This is a genomic window from Paraburkholderia sp. J12 (genome assembly GCF_905220215.1).
GTDB lineage: Bacteria > Pseudomonadota > Gammaproteobacteria > Burkholderiales > Burkholderiaceae > Paraburkholderia.
This window is the reverse complement of the sequence record NZ_CAJMZC010000012.1, coordinates 235103-254523: the sequence shown is the minus strand read 5'-3', so window position 1 is coordinate 254523 and position 19421 is coordinate 235103. Positions and strand designations below refer to the sequence as shown.

Below are 19421 nucleotides of genomic sequence, written 5' to 3'. Positions count from 1 at the left end.
TGCGCGGATCGTGCGGGTAGGGTCCAGACGGGGATCGGTGAAGTTGGGGTGGTTCATGGCGTCCGTACGTATTCAGTGATTCGGTCCGGGGGGCAGCACAGCGCTGCAACGTGTGCCAAGTCTAACCCCGTCAAGTTGTATATACAACTCGTTTCAAAATCATCGACGTAGGGAGTTACCCTGGCCTTTTGACGTAAATCAGGTAGCGAATGCCCCGACCTCCACTGCGAGTCCGATATTTATTGTCTAGACAATAAAAAGCGCGCCGCAGCACGGGGCGGCGGCGCGTGGTCGATCAAGCGGCGAGTCACGCCGCCTTGCGCGCATCGGCAATACGCGGCGGCGCCTCGGGGCGCGCATACAGGCGTTCGAGGTACGCCTTCAAACCGGGAAACGAATCGATCAAGCCGGCTTCATTGGCCCAGTCGATCAGATAGACCGTCACGCAATCGGCGACCGAGAGCCGGTTGCCAACAATGAACTGACGCCCTTCGAGATGTTTCTCGAGAATCGCGGCCATGGTCATGAAATCGTCCCGCGCCAGCGCGATATCGGCGGGCAGGCGCTGATCCGGCGGATACAGGAACGTATGCCGCGTGATGCGCCAGAGCGGCTGTTCGAGTTCCGTGACCGCGAACAGGGTCCAGCGATAAGCCTGTGCCCGCTCCTCGATATCGGCGGGCAGCAGCGCCTTCTCCGGATACTTTTCGGCCAGATAGAGCACGATTGCCGCCGATTCGGGAATGACGCGGTCCCCATCGACCAGCACCGGCACCTTTCCCGCCGGATTGATGCGCAGGAACTCGGGCCGCTTGTGTTCGCCCTCGAGCAGGTTGACATGTACATACTCGAAATCGACATCGACTTCCTTGAGCCCCCAAAGCGCACGCTGCGCGCGCGTTCCGGGAAATCCATAAAGCTTCATGACGAGTCTCCAGAGTGACGAAACCACCTCCTTTTCGCGGGCCACGGCGCACCGATCTTCGCGACGCCGCGCGCCCGACGTGTCCGCGGTACCTCGTAATGCTCAACCGCCGGGAATCGGCAGCACCGGCATCACCTCCACCGATTCGCCGGGAAAGATCGTGAAATGCGGATGGTTTTCGAACATCTTCGCGGCCTCTTCTTGCGAAGCACTGCGTACGATCGTGTATCCCGACATGGCGTTGGCCGTCGCTTCGATGCCGTGCGCGCCGATAGTCGTGGTCTTGCCGAGCGGGCCGCCGATATCGACGATCGCGGGCTGATGCCGCTCGACCCAGGCCTTCCACTCGGCCACACCCTTGCGCCCCCGGGCCTGCTGCTCTTCCTCCGAAAGCGCTTCCCACGCCTTCATTTGCGGACTGTCCTTGCGGCCGAGATATACGGCGAGAAACAAGTTCTGCTCACTCATGTGTCCTCCGTCTGGTGAAAGCGGCGACGGAACGGTGCCCTGCTGCCCGTCGCGCCTTGACAATATAGGTTGATATCAACATAATTGCAACATGGCACGCACGAACAAACTTCCTTTCGAAACCACCCTGATGGTGCGCGATTGCTGCCTGTGTCTGCATATGCAGCGGGCAGCCCGCAATCTCGCGCGCATTTTCGACGAGGCCTTGCGCCCGTTCGATCTCACCAACGGGCAGTTTTCGCTGCTGATGTCGCTGAACCGGCCACAGCCGCCGGCCATGAAAGACGTATCGTCGCTGCTGGCGATGGACCGCACCACGCTCACGGCCGCGCTCAAGCCGCTCGAGCGGCGCGGCCTCGTCGTCATCGAGCAGGATCCCGACGACAAGCGCAGCCGTCTGCTCAGCCTGACTTCCGAGGGCCGAACGCTGCTCGCCGAAGCGTTTCCCATCTGGCAGAAAACGCATGCTGAAATCGAAAAGCCCTTCGATCCCGGCGCGGTCGACCGGCTGCGCCAGCAGCTGCGCGCGCTTTCGTAGCCGCGCTCACGCGTGCAGCGGCAATCCCTTGACGGCCTTGTCCACGGTTTTTTTGGGCCCGTGCAGCGCGAGCCCCACGAGGTCGAGACTGGCCGGATCGCCGGCACGGAAAACTTCGCGATTGACGGCATCGTGCCCCGTGGAATGCTCGCGCAGAATCTCGATGCCCGTCCCAGGATCGCGCCTCGCGACCAGCCGGTTGTCGGGTTGGGCGGCGCGTCCAGTCGGGTTCGTCATGGCGTGCTTCGTGCGCCGCCGCGCGACGCCTCCAGCGCCGGAAATGCAACGCTCACGGCCAGCCCCCTGCCGTCGAGACCCGGCCCGAACTCGACCACGCCATTGAAGTAGCGAGCGATCCGCTCGACGATCGACAGGCCCAGCCCACTACCCGGAGATTGCACGCCGGCAACGCGATAGAACCGGTCGGTCAGGCGGCCATGCTCGATCTCGGCAACGCCGGGGCCATCGTCCCGCACGGCGATGCATTGCTTCGCACTGCGATCGAAAATCGCCACCTCGACATGCCCCTGCGCACTTCCATACTTGATGGCATTGTCGATCAGGTTATCGAGCAGGATGCCGATGAGCACCGGGTCCGCCTGAATCGCTCGCGCGGATTCCAGTCTGCAGGACAGGGCAATGCCTTTGTCGCGTGCGCTCGCGCCATGCCTCGCAACGGCCTCTTCCACCAATTCCCGCGTAGTCGCGGCAATCGACGGAATGCGTTCGTATTCGTCGAGACGTGCCAGCAAGAGCAACTGCTCGGCAAGCCTGGCACTGCGATCCACTCCCTGCACGACGCGCTGCATCGCAAGCTGCTGGACATCGGCATCGGTCGCCGAGAGCGCGACCTGTGCCTGCACCTTGATGGCGGCGAGCGGCGTCTTCAGTTCGTGAGCGGCGTCCGAGGTGAAGGCGCGCTCGCGCACGATCGACTGGCGAAGCTGCGAAAGCAGTCTGTCGATGGCGTCGACGAGTGTGCGCACTTCGGTCGGCACGCCGGCAATGCCGAGCGGCTCCAGCGAATCGGCATCGCGCGCGCGAATGGTGGCGGAGAGCGTTCTGAGCGGAACGAGGCTTCGGCCGATCGCATACCACAGCAGCACGGCGAGCACGGGCAACGCCGCAAGCAAGGGCCACACGATCTGCCAGGCCGTGCCGGTTGCGAGGTCGCTGCGGGTATTGGCGGTTTCCATCACCCGAACGATCTGTCCGCTCTTCTCGTCGTGCAGTTCGTACACGCGCCATGCCGTGCCGTCGATATCGGCAGGCCGCGGCCACGCGCGCGCCCCGTCCCATGCCGTAAGTGCGGAGGCATCGCGCGGCAGGTTCGATACGCGTGCGACGCCGGCGGCGTCGAGCACTTCGAAGAAGATGTCGCGCGGCAAAAGATCGCTATCCGGGTCGGGATGCCGGTGGTGCCTGGGACGCCCGAGCTCGATCGGCGCTTCGATGGGCGAAGCCGCGAACTGCGTGAGATCCGGTTGATCGAGCCGCGCGATGAACCCGGCATATTCGATGAGACGCGCGTCTTCCCACTCCTGCACTTCACGCGACGCATGGCGAAAGCAGCTATAAAGCGCCACGACCCAGACCACCGCCACGCAGGACAGCACCATCAACCCGAGACGATAGCGTATCGAATGGGAAATCATGGCTTCTCGACGACATAGCCGACACCGCGCACGGTGCGGATCAGCTCGGGGCCAAGCTTCTTGCGCAGATTCGAAACGTGCACTTCGATGGTATTGCTCTCCACCCCTTCCTGCCACCCATAGAGACGCTCTTCGAGGCGTGCCCGGGTTTGCGGCACGCCCTGGTGCGTGACGAGCTGGGTCAGGATGACCCATTCGCGCGTGGTCAGCGGCACGCGCACCGCGTTGCGCGTCACGGTGTGCGCGACGAGGTCGACCGAGATGTCGCGCCATACGATGGCATCCTGGCTGCGGCCCTGCGAGCGGCGCACGAGCGCCCGGCAGCGTGCCAGCACTTCGGAAAGCTCGAACGGTTTGGCGAGGTAATCGTCGGCGCCCGCATCGAGCCCGCGCACACGATCGGCCACCGTGCCGCGGGCCGTGAGCACGAGCACCGGAATATCGTCGCCGGATTCGCGCAACGCGCGCAGGACTTCGGTGCCCGATTTGCCCGGCAGGCCGAGATCGAGCACGAGCAGGGCATAACGGGTGGTCGAAAGCGCCGTGACGGCATCGCTTCCGTCACGCACCCAGTCCACGCTGTAGCCGGCCTGCGCGAGGCCGACTTCCAGGCCGCTGCCGATCAGATCGTCGTCTTCAACAAGAAGGATTTTCATAAAGGTTTGGAACCGCACCGCGTTGCAGACGTTCCCCGTCGTCTCCAGTCTCGCGCCGGGGCGCAGCGTCATTGTATGCGACGCGTCGATGGAAAAAACGCCTCTCCTTCAAGCCGGTGCTTCAGGTTTCCTTCAGCTAATCCCGGTAGCATGCCCACGGTCGCAATCTGGAATATTGCAACCCGGTTTTTCGGCAACGTATCGCGGGGAGCGCCTGACATGCATCCATCTACGGTCGATCAATGGCGCGCACACCTGCTGGTCGCTTCACTGGCGGCGACGGTCATTCAAGCCGCCGTAGTGGGTGCACTGCTCGTGTTCGACGTGCCGGTGGCGTTCTTTGCTTCGGCGGCATTCCGTCTGGGCGCGATCGCGACCATCGCCGCAGCCGTTCTCCTGATACGCGGTCTGGCCGCCTTTGCGTTTCGCGCGGCACTTGCGAACCACTTCGTGCAACTCGGCGGCGATCGGCATGAAACGCATGAACCGGTCACGCTCTCCCATCATTGCCCGCGGCGTGCCCTCGTCGTGCTTCACATCAGGCTCAACCGGAAAAAATTCGACTCCGATCTCGCCGGAGACGACGCGAGATGTTCACGAGCCAGTCCATAAGCCTGGAAGACACTTTGCCCGGGGAACTACGCAACGTCGTGGAGGACCGCGACGCTCCTGCATCTGCACGCGCGAGTCTGCTCGTTGCGCTCGAAGCGCGCATCCACCGCCTGTGCGCGAGCGCCGAGATCGAGCAGACCGGGCCCGATTGCTTCCGCGTGACCGCCCCGCCGGAAGTCATCATGCAACTCGTCAAGGCAAAGGACCGTGCGCCTGCGCTGGCCTGCACCGTGGTGTTTTTCGAACGGCGGCCGCAACCCTTCGTTTGACGATACGCCGGCAGGCGTAGCATAAAGAAAGGGGCGCACCCAGGCGCCCGAACACAGGGGAGTGAAATCGCGGCATGGAAGTGGAAACATCGTTGCAACGGCCTTCGCATGCTGCGCGCGTACTCGAAGTGTTTCTCGTGTTTCTGCGGCTTGGCCTGACGAGCTTCGGCGGTCCGATCGCTCATATCGGCTATTTTCGCCGTGAATTCATCGAGCAGCGCCGCTGGATGAGCGACGACGCGTTCACCGAACTCGTCGCGCTCTGTCAATTTCTGCCGGGTCCGGCCAGCAGCCAGACCGGCTTCTCGATTGGATGGCTCAGAGCCGGCTGGACAGGCGGTCTCGCGGCCTGGTGCGGCTTTACCTTGCCGTCGATGCTTTTCATGATTGTCTGCGCCATGGCTGCGCCCGATCTGGGCGGCCCGATGGGCGGCGCGCTCGTTCACGGGCTGAAGCTCGTTGCCGTGGCAGTCGTTGCGCAGGCCGTCTGGGACATGGGGCGGCGCTTGTGTCCGGATCGCCGCCGCGCCGCCATCGCCCTCTTCGCTCTTGCGTTGTCGTGCCTGTTTGCGAGCGTCTACACCCAGCTTGCCGTGATCGCCGGCGGCGCCCTACTGGGTCTCGTGTTATGCCGTGCGCAGACGCACGCGAGCGCAGGGCGCCACGACACGTTTCCCGCCATTGCGGTCTCACGCAAGGTCGCCGTGGCGGCTTTTGCAGGGTTCGTCGTGCTGCTGGCCGGCCCCGCGTGGCTGCATGCCGGTGCGCTCGCTCAGGGGGTGCGCCTCTTCGAGGCGTTTTACCGCTCGGGTGCGTTCGTGTTTGGTGGCGGGCACGTCGTGCTGCCGCTGCTGCAACAGCAAATCGTGGCGACCGGGTGGATCTCCTCGAACGCCTTCCTCGCCGGATATGGCGCCGCCCAGGCCGCGCCCGGCCCGCTCTTCACGTTCGCCGCGTATCTCGGCTGGCTGATGCCGGTGCCGCCGAATCACTGGGCCGGAGCAATGCTCGCGACCGCCGCCATTTTCCTGCCCGGCCTGCTGCTCGTCGTCGCCGCGCTGCCGTGCTGGCAGCTGTTACGCGCACGTCCGGCCGCCGCTGCGGCGTTCGCGGGGGTCAATGCGGCCGTCGTCGGGTTGCTTGCCTTTGCGTTGTATTCGCCGGTCTGGGTCAGTGCCGTCCGGAATCCCCTGGACTTCGCGCTAGCAGGCACCGCATTTTTGCTGCTCGTTCGCTGGCGTCTGCCACCCCTCGCCGTCGTCGCCCTTTGTATCGGGGCCTCCGTGGCCCTGGCGGGAACGGGCCTCGCGCCGGCTTCCCTGGGTGGCTGAAAACCTGCCGGCCAGCAGGAAAGAGACTCAAACCGTCCCGGCAAGATGAAAGCGCGACGACGGATGCCACAACCGCACCGAAGTCGCCACGTGGGGGCCAACCCATGTGCGCCGGATCAGCAGCAGGCACGGCTCGCCGATCTCCATCTCCAGATACTGGCGCACGCGCGCATCGGGCTTCTGCGCATAGATGCGGAACTCGGCGCGCTGCACGGGCGCGAGGCGCACCATGTAGTGATTGGGCGTCTCCTGCGTGAAGTCCTGCTCGAGATACTGCGGAAACACGGCCGGATTCACGTAGCGATCCTCGTACTGGATCGGCTCGCCCTCTTCGCTGTGCACGATGCGCGAGTGGAACACGGGACCGGATGCGACTTCGAGCGCGGCGATGGCGGACGGGTCGTCGCCCGGCTCCAGCGCCAGCACGCGCGCCGTATGACGATGGCCGCGCGCGGCGATTTCGTCGGCGATATTGCGGATCTGCAGCACCGTCGATTCGTACTGCCGGGGCGCCACGTAGGTCCCCGAACCGCGCACGCGGTTGAGCACGCCCTCGGCCATCAGCTCGCGCAGCGCCCGCGAGACCGTCATGCGCGCGACGCCGAACTCCTTGACCATCTCCGTTTCGGAGGGCACGACGTCGCCCGGGCGCAGGGCACCCTGTTCGATCTGCTCGAGGACGTGACGCTTGATCTGTTCGTAGGCGGGCACCGCCGTGCTGCGGACCGGTTTCTTTTGCATGGGTTCGTTCTGGTTAGAGGCGGATGAGCGGCCGGGATCAGCAGCCGGCCCTCATTTTACCGTCGCCGCGCGGCGGCGCCCCTCCCGCGCAACCCGAACCGCTTCCTATCCCCGGCGCGGCCCGCCACGCCCTCACTTCGGCTGTTCGACGACGCGCAGGTACGGCTTCAGCGTCTTGAACCCTTGCGGATACTTCGCCTTCGCCGCGTCGTCCGAAACCGAGGTCGGAATGATCACGTCGTCGCCCGGCTTCCAGTTCACCGGCGTCGCCACCGTGTGCTTCGCGTTGAGCTGCAGCGCGTCGAGCAGACGCAGCACCTCGTCGAAATTGCGTCCGGCGCTCATCGGATAGACCAGCATGGCCTTGACCTTCTTGTCCGGTCCGATGATGAACACCGAGCGCACCGTGGCGTTGTCCACGGCCGTGCGCGGGCCACCGCCGCTCGCGTTCGGATGAATCATGTCGTAGAGCTTCGCAATCGTGAGATCCGCGTCGCCGATGAGCGGATAGTTGACCGCGGTGCCCTGGGTCTCCTCGATATCCTTGACCCAGTTGCGATGGTCGCTCACGGGGTCGATGGAAAGCCCGATGATGCGCGTGTTGCGCCGGTCGAATTCGGGCTTCAGGCGCGCCATGTAGCCCAGCTCCGTGGTGCACACGGGCGTGAAATCCTTCGGATGCGAAAACAGGATGGCCCAGTGGTCGCCAATCCATTCGTGAAAACGGATCGTGCCTTCGGTCGTCTCCGCCGTGAAATCGGGTGCGTCTTCACCTAGACGTATCGTCATCGCCAGCCTCCATTGGGGCGTTGCAGGAGCACGGCGCGAGCGCGCCTTGCTGGTTGCATTGTAGACAGGGTTGAGCGAGCTTTCAGGCGGAGCGTCCCGCTGCTATCGTGTCGGTCGGGTGCCGCGTTCGAAGGCGAAAACGTTATGAAACATCGTTCTGCGAAAGGTCTCGGGAGACTCGCCCGGCTGGTGGGGCTCGCGCCGTCGGTCGCCCTCACCGGCATGGCCCGTGCACAAACACCCTTCTGCTTCAGTGCCGACGGCAAGGACTTTCTGCTGCACGGCGCACCGTTCCAGATCCGCAGCGGCGAACTGCATCCCGCACGCATTCCGCGAGAATACTGGACGCATCGCATCCGTATGGCGAAAGCGATGGGCATGAACACCATCGCGATCTACGTCATGTGGAATTACCACGAAACGCAAGCAGGTATTTTCGACTTTCACAGCGAGAATCGCGACATCGAGGCGTTCATTCGCCTCTGCCAGGAAGAACAACTCTGGGTGCTGCTGCGTCCGGGCCCCTATGTGTGCGCCGAGTGGGATCTGGGTGGCCTGCCGCCCTGGCTGCTGGCCATTCCCGATATCCGGCTTCGCACCGATTCGCGCACGGACCCGCGCTACATGGAAGCCGTTTCCCGCTATATCGCCGAACTCGCGCCGCGCGTCGCCCCGCTGATAGCCAGTCGCGGCGGCCCGATCCTGATGATCCAGATCGAGAACGAGTTCGGCTCGTACGCGTGCAATCCCGCCTATCTGGAGGAGATCTGCGCACTCTGGCGGCAAAACGGCATCGAAGGTCCGTTCTATACCGAAGACGGCATCGCCCAGTTGCAGCAGAACCGCTCGAACGTGGCAGGCGGCGCGATTGCGCTCAGCAACGGCAACGCGCAACAGATCGCGCTTGCGCGCGAAGCCTGGCCCGGCGTGCCCGTCATGGCCGGCGAGGTCTATCCGGGCTGGCTCACGCACTGGGGCGAGCCGGCCATGCAGGGCACGTCCGTCGATCTTTCCGCGGTGCTGCACGCTTTCATGCGACAAAAGCAGTCGTTCAATCTCTACGTGATCCACGGCGGAACGAGTTTCGGCTTCTACGCGGGCGCGAACGTGGACCCACAGACCGGGGACTATCAGCCCGACATCACGAGTTACGACTACGCGGCGCCCATCAGCGAGCAAGGTGTCGCGACCGCGAAGTTCCACGTTTACCGGCGCATTATCGAATCGTATGTCCCCGCCACGCCGCCGCTCGCGGCGATTCCCGCGCCGCTGCCCACGCTCTGCCGCAGCGGCCACGATGCGCTGCGTCCCGTGCACTGGGCGTCGTTATGGGAGAACCTGCCCGCGCCGCTCGCGCTTGCGGCCGGCAACGTGGCGCTGCCTTTCGAGTACTACGGTTTGTCGTATGGATTCGCGCTCTATCGAACCCGGCTGGAAGGCTACGTCGGCGGCACGTTGTCGATCGAAGCACTCCACGACTACGCGACCGTCTTCGTCGACGGCCGATATGCCGGCGCGCTCACCCGTGCGCGCGTGCCGCCCGAGTACGCACGGAACATGGGCGTCGCTCAGGGCGGAACGCTTGTACTGCCGCCTGCCACCGCCGACTCGCGCGAGGCGGACGGCAGCGTCCTGCTCGAAATCCTCGTGGAAGGCATGGGCCGCGTGAACTACGGTCCCGATCTCGTGGATCGCAAGGGTATCGTCGGCGAAGTCGCGCTACTCGATCGCGCGAGCGTGCGTCATGTGCTGAGCGACTGGGAAGTCACCCTTCTGCCGATGGATCGCGATTACATCATGCAGTTGCAGAATGCCACCACGGCACATGAGAGCACTGAAAAAGCCGGACGGTTTTATCGCGCGACGCTAACCGTGGAAGCCGTAGCCGACACCTACCTCGACATGCAGCACTGGACCAATGGGCTCGTCTGGGTCAACGGACACGCCCTCGGCCGCTACTGGCGAATCGGCCCGCAGCAGCGGCTCTTTTGCCCGGCCCCCTGGCTCGTATCCGGCGACAACACGATCACGATCTTCGACCTGCATCAGCAAGCGCCTATGCCCGTCGCGCTCGAACACACGCTCGCCTGAACGGCGCAATGCTTCGTCACGCAGGATCGAGCGCGCGCAGTTCCAGCACCAGCACTTCGAATGGCGCGAGCCGCAACGCTTCCTTGCGATCGGCATCGAACTGCGCCGGCAGACTCCCCCTATGCGAACCCCACACATCGCGCACGGCGAACCGGCTCGAGACCTGAGCGGGCAACGCCAGATCGCGGCGCAGATCGAGGTGGAAAACCTGCTCGCGCTCGTGTGGATTGCGCAGCGTCACGATCGCCGCAGATCCGCCCCACGCCGCCCAGCCATACACGTCGAGCGCATCGGGCGCGCCGCCCACCCAGTGACTGTCGCGCAGCACCGGCGCCTGCGCACGCGACCAGCGCGCCGCGGCGGCGAGGCCGTCCCAGTCGTTGTCGTCCAGCAGCGCAGGCGTCACATAAAGCTCCTGCAACTGCGTGCCGCTTGCAAAATACGAGCGCACTTCATGGCTCAACGCCTCTCCTTCCCGGCGATTGAGGCGCGTATTCATCCGTGCATAGATCACGCCATGCAGCATCAGCGAATTCAGCGGAAAGAGCGGGCTCGCGCACACGACGTTGCGCCACGTCTCGGCGTCTCGATACGTGATCCAGCGCTCTCGTGCATTGCCCACGCCGGCCTCGCCATCATCGGCGCCGCCGCGCCAGACCGAATCGACGTGACGCAGCCAGAACGGCGAAGGCAAGGTGCCCGTCGAGAGATTGACGAACGTGGCGGGCCGCACTGCGCGAATCTCTTCGATCAGGTGGATGGCGGCATCCCAGTCGCTGTCGAACGCGCTGCCGGGCACCACGTCATGGGCATTGCCGGTTCCGTCGAACTTGAAGTGATTGACGCCCTGTTCGCGCAGCAGATCCATCACGACCTCGCGAAAGCGCCGGTAATAGCGCGGACCGGACAGCGCGAATCCATTCCCGACGACTTCGTGCCCCAGCGCGCGGCCGCGCGCCACGCGGGTCTCGCGCGGTTCGCAATAGCCGCCCCACGGCGACAGCCAGACGCCCGGCGCTGCGCCAAAGCGGGCCGCCGCGTCGCGCAGCGGTGCGAGACCCTGGGGAAACGCTGCACTGAAACGCCAGTCGCCGCCGAGATCGTCCCAACCGTCGTCGAAGAGAAAGGAATCGATCTGCACGCCCCGACGCTCGTGGAGTTCGCGGCCGACGGCGGCGATGCGATCGAGCGCTTCGTCCTGCGTATAGGGCGTGAGGTAGCCGATGTCGTACCAGGAGTTGTAGTGCAGGAAAGGGGCGTAAGGCCGCGCGCGCGTGGTCTCCAGATAGCGGGCGAAATCGCGGCGCAACTGGCCCGCGCGGGCCACGCCTGCCACGGCGGAAAGCGCGATCTGTCTGCCGTCCGGCACGGGCAGCACGCGCGTCAGCGTAAAACGTACGCCGGCGCGACGGGTGTCTTCCGACTCGACCCGGGCAAGCGGGCTTTCCATGCCCAGATACAGATCGTCGATCACGGCCGGAACGCCCGCATGAACGCCGCACACCTGCGCGTGAGGCGCCTCCGCATCCAGCATGACGATTTCGGCAATGGGAACGTCGCCCGCAATCGCAGCGATGCCGAGGCTCATGCGCAGCCAGGCTTCGTCGTCGCGTTGCTCGACGCTCCACACGATCCGGAGGCGCTCATGCGCGTCGGCCAGCCTCGCGCTCACGCGCAAGCCCGCCTTGCGCTCCTCCCGCCTCGCAGCAACCGGATCGGCCAGGAGCCGCTCAGCCCGGAATCCGCCGAGCAAATCGAACGCCTGCGTGCCGAGTAACGTGCCGTCCGCAAGCTTCAACTGGAACGCCTGAACGAGCGGCACCCTGCGCCCATGTGCGCGGTCGGCCAGCGCACATGCCCTGATGCATCCATCGGCCACGCCCCAGGTCAGCGCGACGGCGCCATTGCCGAATGCAAACCGCTCGCCGTCCTGTTCGAAGACCGGCACGCCGGGCGCGGTCAGCACCGCGGCTTCATTCGTCTGCATGGACGCGACCTCCCGATCGAAGCACGACGCCAACATAACACCGGATACGCGCCCGGCCATCTTCTTTCACATGGCTTTCACCCATGTTTCGCCTGGGGAGAAGCGGAAAAAACCCGCCCGCTCATCGCGTTACCGTCATCACATCCGCTTGACATCCATCCGGCATACGGCGAATATGGCGTCGTTCGATTAACGAAACGATGTTCGAATTATGAACATCCACCAAACAAGAACGGGCAGGCCGTCTTCTTTTGGAAGACGCAACATGAACCTGCTGCGGCGGGCCTACGCCACGCGCACATGGAGGAGCACAGCCGATTGCGTCGGCCCACGTCATACGCCACGGTCCGGCCGCGCGCGGCGCACGTCGGCATGCCAACGGCCCCTGCCGACCCAGAGTGCACGGTGCGCCCGCAGCCGCACGCAACCGTAACCCCAGCATGCAACGAGACACCTATCCCGCCCCGGGCGCGGCCGCCACCGGCCGCCGCGGCATCGTCGCCGCCCTCGTCTATGTCTTCGAAAGGGTCATGCCCGACCCGTTCGTCCTCTCGATCGGCCTGACTTTCTTCGTCGCCGTGCTGGCGCTCGCCATCGCGCCCCACGGCAACGTGCCCACGCTGCTCGACGCCTGGTACACCGGCACCTTCGGCATCCTCGGCTTCGCGCTCCAGATGATCCTGATCCTCGCGACCGGCTACGCCATCGCCGAGGCGCCCATCGTGCAGCGCGGCCTGCGCGCGCTCGCCGCCCACGCGCAGACGCCCGCGCGCGCCGCGTTGCTGGTGTTTCCGGTAGTCGCGGTGGCGGCGTGGCTCAACTGGGGCCTCGGGCTGATCGTCGGCGCCCTGCTCTCGCGCGAGATCGCGCGGCGCGTCAACGTGGATTTCGCGTGGCTGGTCGCGGGCAGCTACTCGGCCTGGTCGATCTGCAACAGCGGCCTGTCCAGTTCGATCGCGCTGTCGCAGGCCTCGCACGGCAACGCGCTCAACCTCGTCGAAAAAGCGACGGGCCAGGTCGTGCCGCTTTCCGCCACCATCTTCGCGCCGTTCGTGTTTGTGCCCACCGTGCTCGTCGTGGTGGTGATGACGTTCATCTTCATCCGCATGCATCCGAAGGCCGACCAGGTGGTCTCGTTCCGGCAGTCGGCACAAACCGGTACCGATACGTCCAGCGCCGACCCCCACGCGAAAACCAGCGACACGCCCACGTTCGCCACGCGTCTCGAGCAGTCGATGCTCGGCACGCTCCTCCTGCTCGTGCTCGGCGTGGGCTACCTCGCGATGGAATGGCACGAAAAGGGCTTCGATCTGGACATCAACACGACGATCCTGATCTTTCTGCTGATCGGCCTCGCGCTGCAGCGCACGCCCATCGCCTACGCGAACGCGATTCGCGGCGCCGCGCGCCAGACCGGCTCGATGCTGCTGCAGTATCCGATCTACGGCGGCATCATGGGCATCATGAAAGGCACCGGGCTCGCCTCGATGATCGCCAAGGCGTTCGTCACCATCGCCACGCCGCTCTCGCTGCCGCTCTGGAGCTACCTGAGCTCGCTCATCATCACGCTGCTCGTGCCGAGCGCCGGCGGCCACTGGGCCGTGCAGGGACCGTTCGTGCTGCCCGCCGCGCTGAGCCTGCACGCCTCGGTGCCGCGCACCGCCATGGCCGTCGCGATGGCCGAGAACGTTTCGAACATGCTGCAGCCGTTCTGGGCCGTGCCGATCGTCGCGATCGCGGGCATCCGCATCCAGCGCGTCATGGGCTACACCGCCGTGACGTTCGCGGTTTCGCTGCTGATCTACGCCGTCGCGCTCTGGCTGCTGCCCTGAGCGGGCGCACGCGCGAGGCGCCGGATAATGCGGCGCCCCGCCCCGGCTTCACGCGTTGCGGGATTTCCCCCGCAACGGCAGCACTGTCGCCGCCTTGCTGCCAGCCACATCCATTCATTCGGCATCCCTGGCAATCCGCCCCGCATGGCGCCGCGGTATGCCTCGTGCTGCACCGCCATTGGGGCCACCACTCCTGGTGTCAGTCCTGACTGGCGCGCGAGCGCAAGCCAGGCGACGCTACACCTGCGACCCGCGTTTTTCGTGCCATTCGAGGTGCGGCGCGTTTGCGCGCGGCGTGGTATCGTTTTAACGTCGGAGTCGAACACCTGAGCGTGCCCGTCCATCGAACGCTGTTACTTTAGCGAGCGTTGCCATGAGTGATGTACGCCACCACCTAAGTCCGCGCGACCGCGTGGAATTGCTCTGCTGGCTCACGTGCGGGAGCCTGGGAGCCTACTACCTCAACGAAGCCTGGCCCAATGCGGCCTTTCACGTCCAGGCGGCCCACAAGTGGCTCGACCGTCACGGGCGCGAGGCCGACTGGCTTGCGGTCGCGAAGCTCACCGCGCTCGCGCAGAACATCGCACAGCAGCATGCCTGGTTCGTCGATGCCGCCTGGGCGCGCGACGCCGTCGAGGAAATCCTCGACACCGACGACCTCAATTACCAGGCCAAGCTCGTGCTGCAGGTGCTCAAGGACTGCGAACTCGCGCTAGCCGACCGGCGCGCGGCGGACTGAGCGGTCCCGGCATTCGCAACGGCACCGCCGGTGCCGAGAAAGAGCTGCGTCTCCTTCGCGCGACGGAGACGGAATCCCTTTCTTCAGAACATAATTCAGAACATAAAGCCTGCGCGGCACGGTGCTTTGCTACGACTGCGCCGCGCTCGCGGCAGCGGGCGCGGCCGGTACGGGTTGTCCCGCGTTCGCCTTCGCGTCGGCGGGCGGTGTCCAGCCGTAGCCCAGAGCCTTGTACAGCCCCACGATCTGCGCCAGTTCCTGATCCTGCAACGCCGACTGCTGGAGCTGTGCCGAGAAGAGATTGCGCTCCGCGTCCAGCACTTCCAGATAGCTCGTGAAGCCGCCTTCGAACAGATCGCGCGCGAGCGACGTGTACTGCGCAAGCGCCTCCACCTGGCGCGACGTCGCGCTCAACTGGTCGCGCGTGCGCTGAATCCCTACCAGCGCATTCTCCACATCGGCGAAGGCCTGCTGGATGGTCTGTTCGTAGCTGAGCAGCGCTTCCTGCCGCACCGCTTCGGCCTGATGCACCGAGCCCGCAATCGCCCCGCCCTCGAAGATCGGCTGCGTAACCGAGCCCGCGAACGACCATACGCGCGCCGGCCCCGTCCACAGCCCGGAGAGCGCCGTGCTCGCCGCGCCGAAAAGCCCCGTGAGCGAGATTTGCGGGAAATACTGCGCCCGCGCTGCGCCGATCGAGGCATTCGCCGAAACGAGTGCCTGCTCCGCCTGCAGGATATCGGGCCGCCGCTCGATCAGCGAGGAAGGCAGCCCCGCGGGAATAGCCGGCGCCGTGAGTTCGGTGATCGACTTGCCGCGCGGAATCGGCCCCGGATTCTGGCCGAGCAGCAGTGAAATAGCGGCCTCCTGCTGCGCGACCTGTTGCTGGATCGAAGCGACCGACGCCAGCGCCGATTCGTACTCCGAACGCGCCTGGCTCAACTGGAGCATCGACACCACACCGCCGCCGAAGCGCTCCTGAAAGAGATCGAGCGCGCTCTGGCGGCTCTCGAGCGTTTCCTGCGCGATATTCAGCTGGTTGTCGTAGTCGCGCAGTTGCAGATAGGCCGTGGCGACGCTCGCGATCAGCGCGATGCGTGTGGCCTGTTGCGCGGCCTGGGTGCCGAGGTAATCGGCGCGCGCGGCTTCGGTCAGGCGGCGCAGGCGGCCGAACAGATCGAGCTCCCATGACACCGTGCCTTCGAGCTGCACCTGGTTGCCGACCGCCGGCGGATAACCCGGCGCGGGCACGCCGCGATTACGCGAGCCGCCAAAGTTCGCGCCGATCTGCGGGAAGAGCCCCGCGCGCGTGACCACATAACGCCCGTAAAACTCTTCGACGCGTGCCGCCGCGATGCCAAGGTCCTTGTTCTGCGCAAGCGCCTTCGCAATGAGGTCATTCAATACCGGATCGTTGAACTGGGTCCACCAGTCGAGCGAGCTGTCGACCACTTCGGCGTTGGGCGCGGCGAAGCGAAACGTGGAAGGCGTATCGACGGCCGGCCGGTGATAATCGGGCCCCACGGCGCAGGCCGCGAGGCACGCCGCGCCGGCGAACGCCACCAGCGGATTCCTTGCGCGATTCCATACGGGCTTCATGGCTCAGCCCTCCTGCGAAGGCGGCGCGGCGGGCGGCAGCGCGGGCGGCAGCGCGGGCGGCGGCGCGTCGGGCGCAGCCTTGGCCTTCTTGCGCGACGACAGCGTCTCCAGTCCCCAGAAGAACATGGGGATGAAGAAAAGCGCAATCAGCGTGGCGCCGAGCATGCCGAAGATCACCCCCGTGCCGAGCGAGCGGCGGCTCGCCGCCGACGCCCCGCTCGCAATGGCGAGCGGCACGCAGCCCAGGATGAACGCGAGCGAGGTCATGACGATCGGTCGCAGGCGCAGCTTCGCAGCCGCGAGCGCCGCATCGTAAGGCGTCATGTTTTCCTTCTCGCGCATTTCCACGGCGAACTCGAAGATCAGGATGGCGTTTTTCGCCGCCAGCGCGATCAGCACGGTCAGGCCAATCTGGAAGTACACGTCGTCTTCCATGCCGCGCAGAAAGATGCCCACCAGCGCTCCGAAAATCGCGAACGGCACCGCAAGCAGCACGCCGATCGGCAGAGACCATTTCTCGTACTGCGCCGCGAGTATGAGGAACACCATCAGGAGTGCGAAAGCGAACACCATGGCCGCCGTCGATCCCGCCTTCTTTTCTTCGTAGGCCTGACCGCTCCACTCGTAGCTGTAGCCGTCGCCCAATGTCTCGCGCGCGATTTCCTCCATGGCCGCGATCGCCTCACCCGAGCTGTGGCCCGGCGCGGCATCGCCCGTGATTTTCGCGGCGGGGAAATTGTTGAAGCGGGTCACGATATCGGCGCCCGGCACGAAGCGGAACGTCGTGACGGCCTTGATCGGCACCATCTGGCCGGAGACGTTGCGCACATAAAGCTGCTGGATGTCGTCGGGCTGCGTGCGGTATTGCGGCTCGGCCTGCACGATCACCTGGAAGAGACGGCTACCCTTCGGGAACTGGCTCACGTACGACGAACCGAACATCGTCTGCAACGCCGAATACACGTCCTGCACCGGCACGCCCAGCGTTTCAGCGCGCTCGCGGTCCACTTCCACGAGCAACTGGCGCGAGCGCGTATTGATGGTGGAATTCACGCTGCGCAGCGCTGGATTCTGGCGCGCCTTCGCAACCATCTGGCGCACTTTCTCTTCGAGCTGCTGGTACGAGCCATCGCCCGTGCTTTGCAGCCAGAACTCGAAGCCGCCCGTCGTGCCGAGACCCGGGATGGACGGCGGATTGAGCGGCACGACCACGCCGTCCTTGAAGCCGGCGAACGCCTTGCTCGCGTCGCGGATCAGATCCTGCGCCGTGCCGTTTTCGCCGCGATCGCCAAAGCCCTTGAGCGTGATGAAGAGCGTGCCCGCATTCGACTTGTACTGCGAATCGATCAAGCTGTAGCCGATCGGCGCGGCCACCGATCTCACGGCCGGCTGCTTCGCGAACCAGTCCTCCGCCTTCTTCGAGAGCTCGCCCGTGCGGTCGAGACTCGCCGCATCGGGCAGCACGACCGCGCCCAGCAGATAACCCTGGTCTTCGACCGGCACGAACGACGAGGGAATCGTCTTGAAGAGGCCGCCGGTCGCCAGCATCATCACGACGATCAGCCCGATGGAGAGCACGACGCGCCGGATGGCCGTCTGCACCCACCGGCCGTAGCACTCGGTCAGCGAGTCGAATTTTTCGTTGAACCATCTGAAGAAACGGTTCTTCTTGTGCTCGCCCGGTTTGAGCAGAATGGCCGCGAGCGCAGGCGAAAGCGTGAGCGCGACGACGCCCGACAACACCACCGAAACCGCGAGCGTCACCGCGAACTGCTTGTAGAGCTGCCCCGTGATGCCGGAAAGAAACGCCACCGGAATGAACACCGCCAGCAGCACGAGCACGATGGCGACCACCGGCCCGCTCACTTCGTCCATCGCGCGCTTGGCCGCCTCCTTCGGCGGCAGCTTGAACTCGCTCATGTTGCGCTCGACGTTCTCGATCACCACGATCGCGTCGTCCACCACGATGCCGATCGCGAGCACCATGCCGAACAGCGTGAGCATGTTGATCGAGAAGCCGAATGCCGTCATGCCGATGAATGCGCCGATGATCGACACGGGCACGGCGAGTATCGGCACAAGCGTGGCGCGAAAGCTCTGCAGGAAGACGAACACCACGACGATCACGAGGATCACGGCGTCGCGCAGCGTATGCAGGACCTCGACGATGGACTCCTGCACGAACTCGGTGGTGTCGAGCGCCACTTCGTACTTGAGGCCCGGCGGGAAGCTCTTGTGCAGCTGTTCGAGCGTCTGGCGCACCTGCTTTGCCACCTGCAGCGCATTGGCGCCCGGCTGCTGATAGACCGCGATCAGCGTGGCCGTCTTGCCGTTGTAGCGGCCGCGCAGCGAGTAGTCCTTCGCACCGAGTTCGGCGTGGCCGATGTCCTTGATGCGCACGATGGCGGCGTCGCCGGAGCTCGCGCGCAGGATGATGTTGTCGAAGTCCACGGGCTCGGTGAGGCGTCCCTTCGTCGCCACCGGGAAAGTCTGCTGGACCGGGCCGTTGGTCGGCGACTGGCCGAGGCGCCCTGCCGAGAACTGCTGGTTCTGCGCCTTGATCGCATTCTGCACGTCGGAGACGGTGATGCCGAGCTTGGCCATGCGATCGGGCTTGAGCCAGATACGCATCGCATAGTCTGCAGAACCAAATATCGACGCCTGGTTCGCGCCCGGAATGCGCTTGAGCGCATCGAGCACATAGACGTTCGCGTAGTTCGCCACATAGGCCTGGTCGTAGGCGTTATCGGGCGAATAGATGGCGATCACCATCATGAACGCCGACGAACGTTTCTGCACCGAAACGCCTTGCGCCGTCACGGCGTCGGGCAGCGTGGGCGCCGCGAGATTCACGCGGTTCTGCACGTCCACCTGGGCAAGCGACGGATCGGTGCCGATGTTGAAGTACACCGTGAGCGTCATGTTGCCCGTCGAGGAACTCGACGAACTCATGTACATCATGTTGTCGGCGCCGTTGACCTGCTGCTCGATCGGTGCGGCCACGTTCTGCGCGACGACGTCGGCGCTTGCGCCCGGGTAGGTCGCGCTCACGGTGATCTGCGGCGGCGCGATATCCGGAAACTGCGCGACCGGCAGGTTGACCATCGCCACGAGACCGGCGACGACCAGCACGATCGACACCACCGACGCGAAAATCGGCCGGTCGATAAAGAAGTGGGAGAACTTCAT

The 19421-nt window shown here is 65.1% G+C and carries 16 protein-coding genes and 1 pseudogene; 7 read left to right on the top strand and 10 right to left on the bottom strand.

Translation table 11 applies throughout. The annotated features are described in order from the left end of the window. Positions 1 to 307: 307 nt before the first annotated feature. Positions 308 to 925 (bottom strand): glutathione S-transferase family protein, encoded by a 618-nt coding sequence (locus tag U5760_RS24080; RefSeq protein WP_322014801.1) that lies wholly within the window; start codon positions 923 to 925, stop codon positions 308 to 310. Between the two features lie 102 nt (positions 926 to 1027). After that, entirely contained in the window at positions 1028 to 1393 is a 366-nt protein-coding gene (locus U5760_RS24075) for a hypothetical protein (RefSeq protein ID WP_322014800.1), read from the bottom strand. A gap of 91 nt (positions 1394 to 1484) precedes the next feature. Here U5760_RS24075 and U5760_RS24070 point away from each other — a divergent pair, with 91 nt between their 5' ends. Continuing rightward, positions 1485 to 1931, top strand: coding sequence for a MarR family transcriptional regulator (locus U5760_RS24070; protein WP_322014799.1), 447 nt, complete (start codon positions 1485 to 1487; stop codon positions 1929 to 1931). A gap of 6 nt (positions 1932 to 1937) precedes the next feature. On the opposite strand, the pseudogene U5760_RS24065 reads toward U5760_RS24070, so the two are convergent. From U5760_RS24065 to U5760_RS24055, 3 genes and pseudogenes are all read right to left on the bottom strand, one after another. Beyond that, positions 1938 to 2075 (bottom strand): annotated as a pseudogene (locus U5760_RS24065) (DUF2000 family protein); the annotation flags it as partial. An 89-nt stretch (positions 2076 to 2164) separates the two neighbouring features. After that, positions 2165 to 3586, bottom strand: coding sequence for an ATP-binding protein (locus U5760_RS24060; RefSeq protein WP_322014798.1), 1422 nt, complete (start codon positions 3584 to 3586; stop codon positions 2165 to 2167). Next, positions 3583 to 4242, bottom strand: coding sequence for a response regulator (locus tag U5760_RS24055; protein WP_322014797.1), 660 nt, complete (start codon positions 4240 to 4242; stop codon positions 3583 to 3585). The genes U5760_RS24060 and U5760_RS24055 overlap by 4 nt, the downstream gene beginning before the upstream one ends. A gap of 150 nt (positions 4243 to 4392) precedes the next feature. Between U5760_RS24055 and U5760_RS24050 the strand changes: the two genes are divergently transcribed. From U5760_RS24050 to chrA, 3 genes are all read left to right on the top strand, one after another. Further along, positions 4393 to 4854, top strand: a complete 462-nt coding sequence (locus U5760_RS24050) for a hypothetical protein (RefSeq protein ID WP_322014796.1) — start codon at positions 4393 to 4395, stop codon at positions 4852 to 4854. Further along, positions 4833 to 5123: a hypothetical protein gene (locus tag U5760_RS24045; RefSeq protein ID WP_322014795.1), complete on the top strand. Its 291-nt coding sequence runs from the start codon at positions 4833 to 4835 to the stop codon at positions 5121 to 5123. The genes U5760_RS24050 and U5760_RS24045 overlap by 22 nt, the downstream gene beginning before the upstream one ends. A 74-nt stretch (positions 5124 to 5197) precedes the next feature. Further along, complete coding sequence (gene chrA, locus U5760_RS24040; RefSeq protein ID WP_322014794.1) at positions 5198 to 6454, top strand: chromate efflux transporter; 1257 nt, start codon at positions 5198 to 5200, stop codon at positions 6452 to 6454. Between the two features lie 27 nt (positions 6455 to 6481). On the opposite strand, the gene hutC is transcribed toward chrA, so the two are convergent. Beyond that, entirely contained in the window at positions 6482 to 7195 is a 714-nt protein-coding gene (hutC, locus tag U5760_RS24035) for a histidine utilization repressor (RefSeq protein ID WP_322014793.1), read from the bottom strand. A gap of 132 nt (positions 7196 to 7327) precedes the next feature. Further along, a complete protein-coding gene (locus tag U5760_RS24030) occupies positions 7328 to 7984 on the bottom strand; it encodes a peroxiredoxin (protein WP_322014792.1) in 657 nt (218 codons plus the stop codon). 144 nt (positions 7985 to 8128) lie between these two features. Here U5760_RS24030 and U5760_RS24025 point away from each other — a divergent pair, with 144 nt between their 5' ends. Continuing rightward, on the top strand, positions 8129 to 10075 hold the full coding sequence (locus tag U5760_RS24025) for a beta-galactosidase (protein ID WP_322014791.1): 1947 nt from the start codon (positions 8129 to 8131) through the stop codon (positions 10073 to 10075). Between the two features lie 16 nt (positions 10076 to 10091). Here the strand turns inward: U5760_RS24025 and U5760_RS24020 are convergent, their stop codons facing one another. Beyond that, the gene (locus tag U5760_RS24020; RefSeq protein WP_322014790.1) at positions 10092 to 12062 is read right to left on the bottom strand and encodes an enterotoxin; all 1971 of its coding nucleotides are present in this window, start codon (positions 12060 to 12062) and stop codon (positions 10092 to 10094) included. A gap of 440 nt (positions 12063 to 12502) precedes the next feature. Between U5760_RS24020 and U5760_RS24015 the strand changes: the two genes are divergently transcribed. Together U5760_RS24015 and U5760_RS24010 are read left to right on the top strand one after the other, a co-directional pair. Further along, positions 12503 to 13894, top strand: coding sequence for a TIGR00366 family protein (locus U5760_RS24015; RefSeq protein WP_322014789.1), 1392 nt, complete (start codon positions 12503 to 12505; stop codon positions 13892 to 13894). 373 nt (positions 13895 to 14267) lie between these two features. Continuing rightward, positions 14268 to 14633 (top strand): hypothetical protein, encoded by a 366-nt coding sequence (locus tag U5760_RS24010; RefSeq protein WP_322014788.1) that lies wholly within the window; start codon positions 14268 to 14270, stop codon positions 14631 to 14633. A gap of 129 nt (positions 14634 to 14762) precedes the next feature. On the opposite strand, the gene U5760_RS24005 is transcribed toward U5760_RS24010, so the two are convergent. Both U5760_RS24005 and U5760_RS24000 read right to left on the bottom strand, forming a co-directional pair. Beyond that, positions 14763 to 16232, bottom strand: a complete 1470-nt coding sequence (locus U5760_RS24005; protein WP_322014787.1) for an efflux transporter outer membrane subunit — start codon at positions 16230 to 16232, stop codon at positions 14763 to 14765. A 3-nt stretch (positions 16233 to 16235) separates the two neighbouring features. Beyond that, a complete protein-coding gene (locus U5760_RS24000; protein ID WP_322014786.1) occupies positions 16236 to 19421 on the bottom strand; it encodes a multidrug efflux RND transporter permease subunit in 3186 nt (1061 codons plus the stop codon).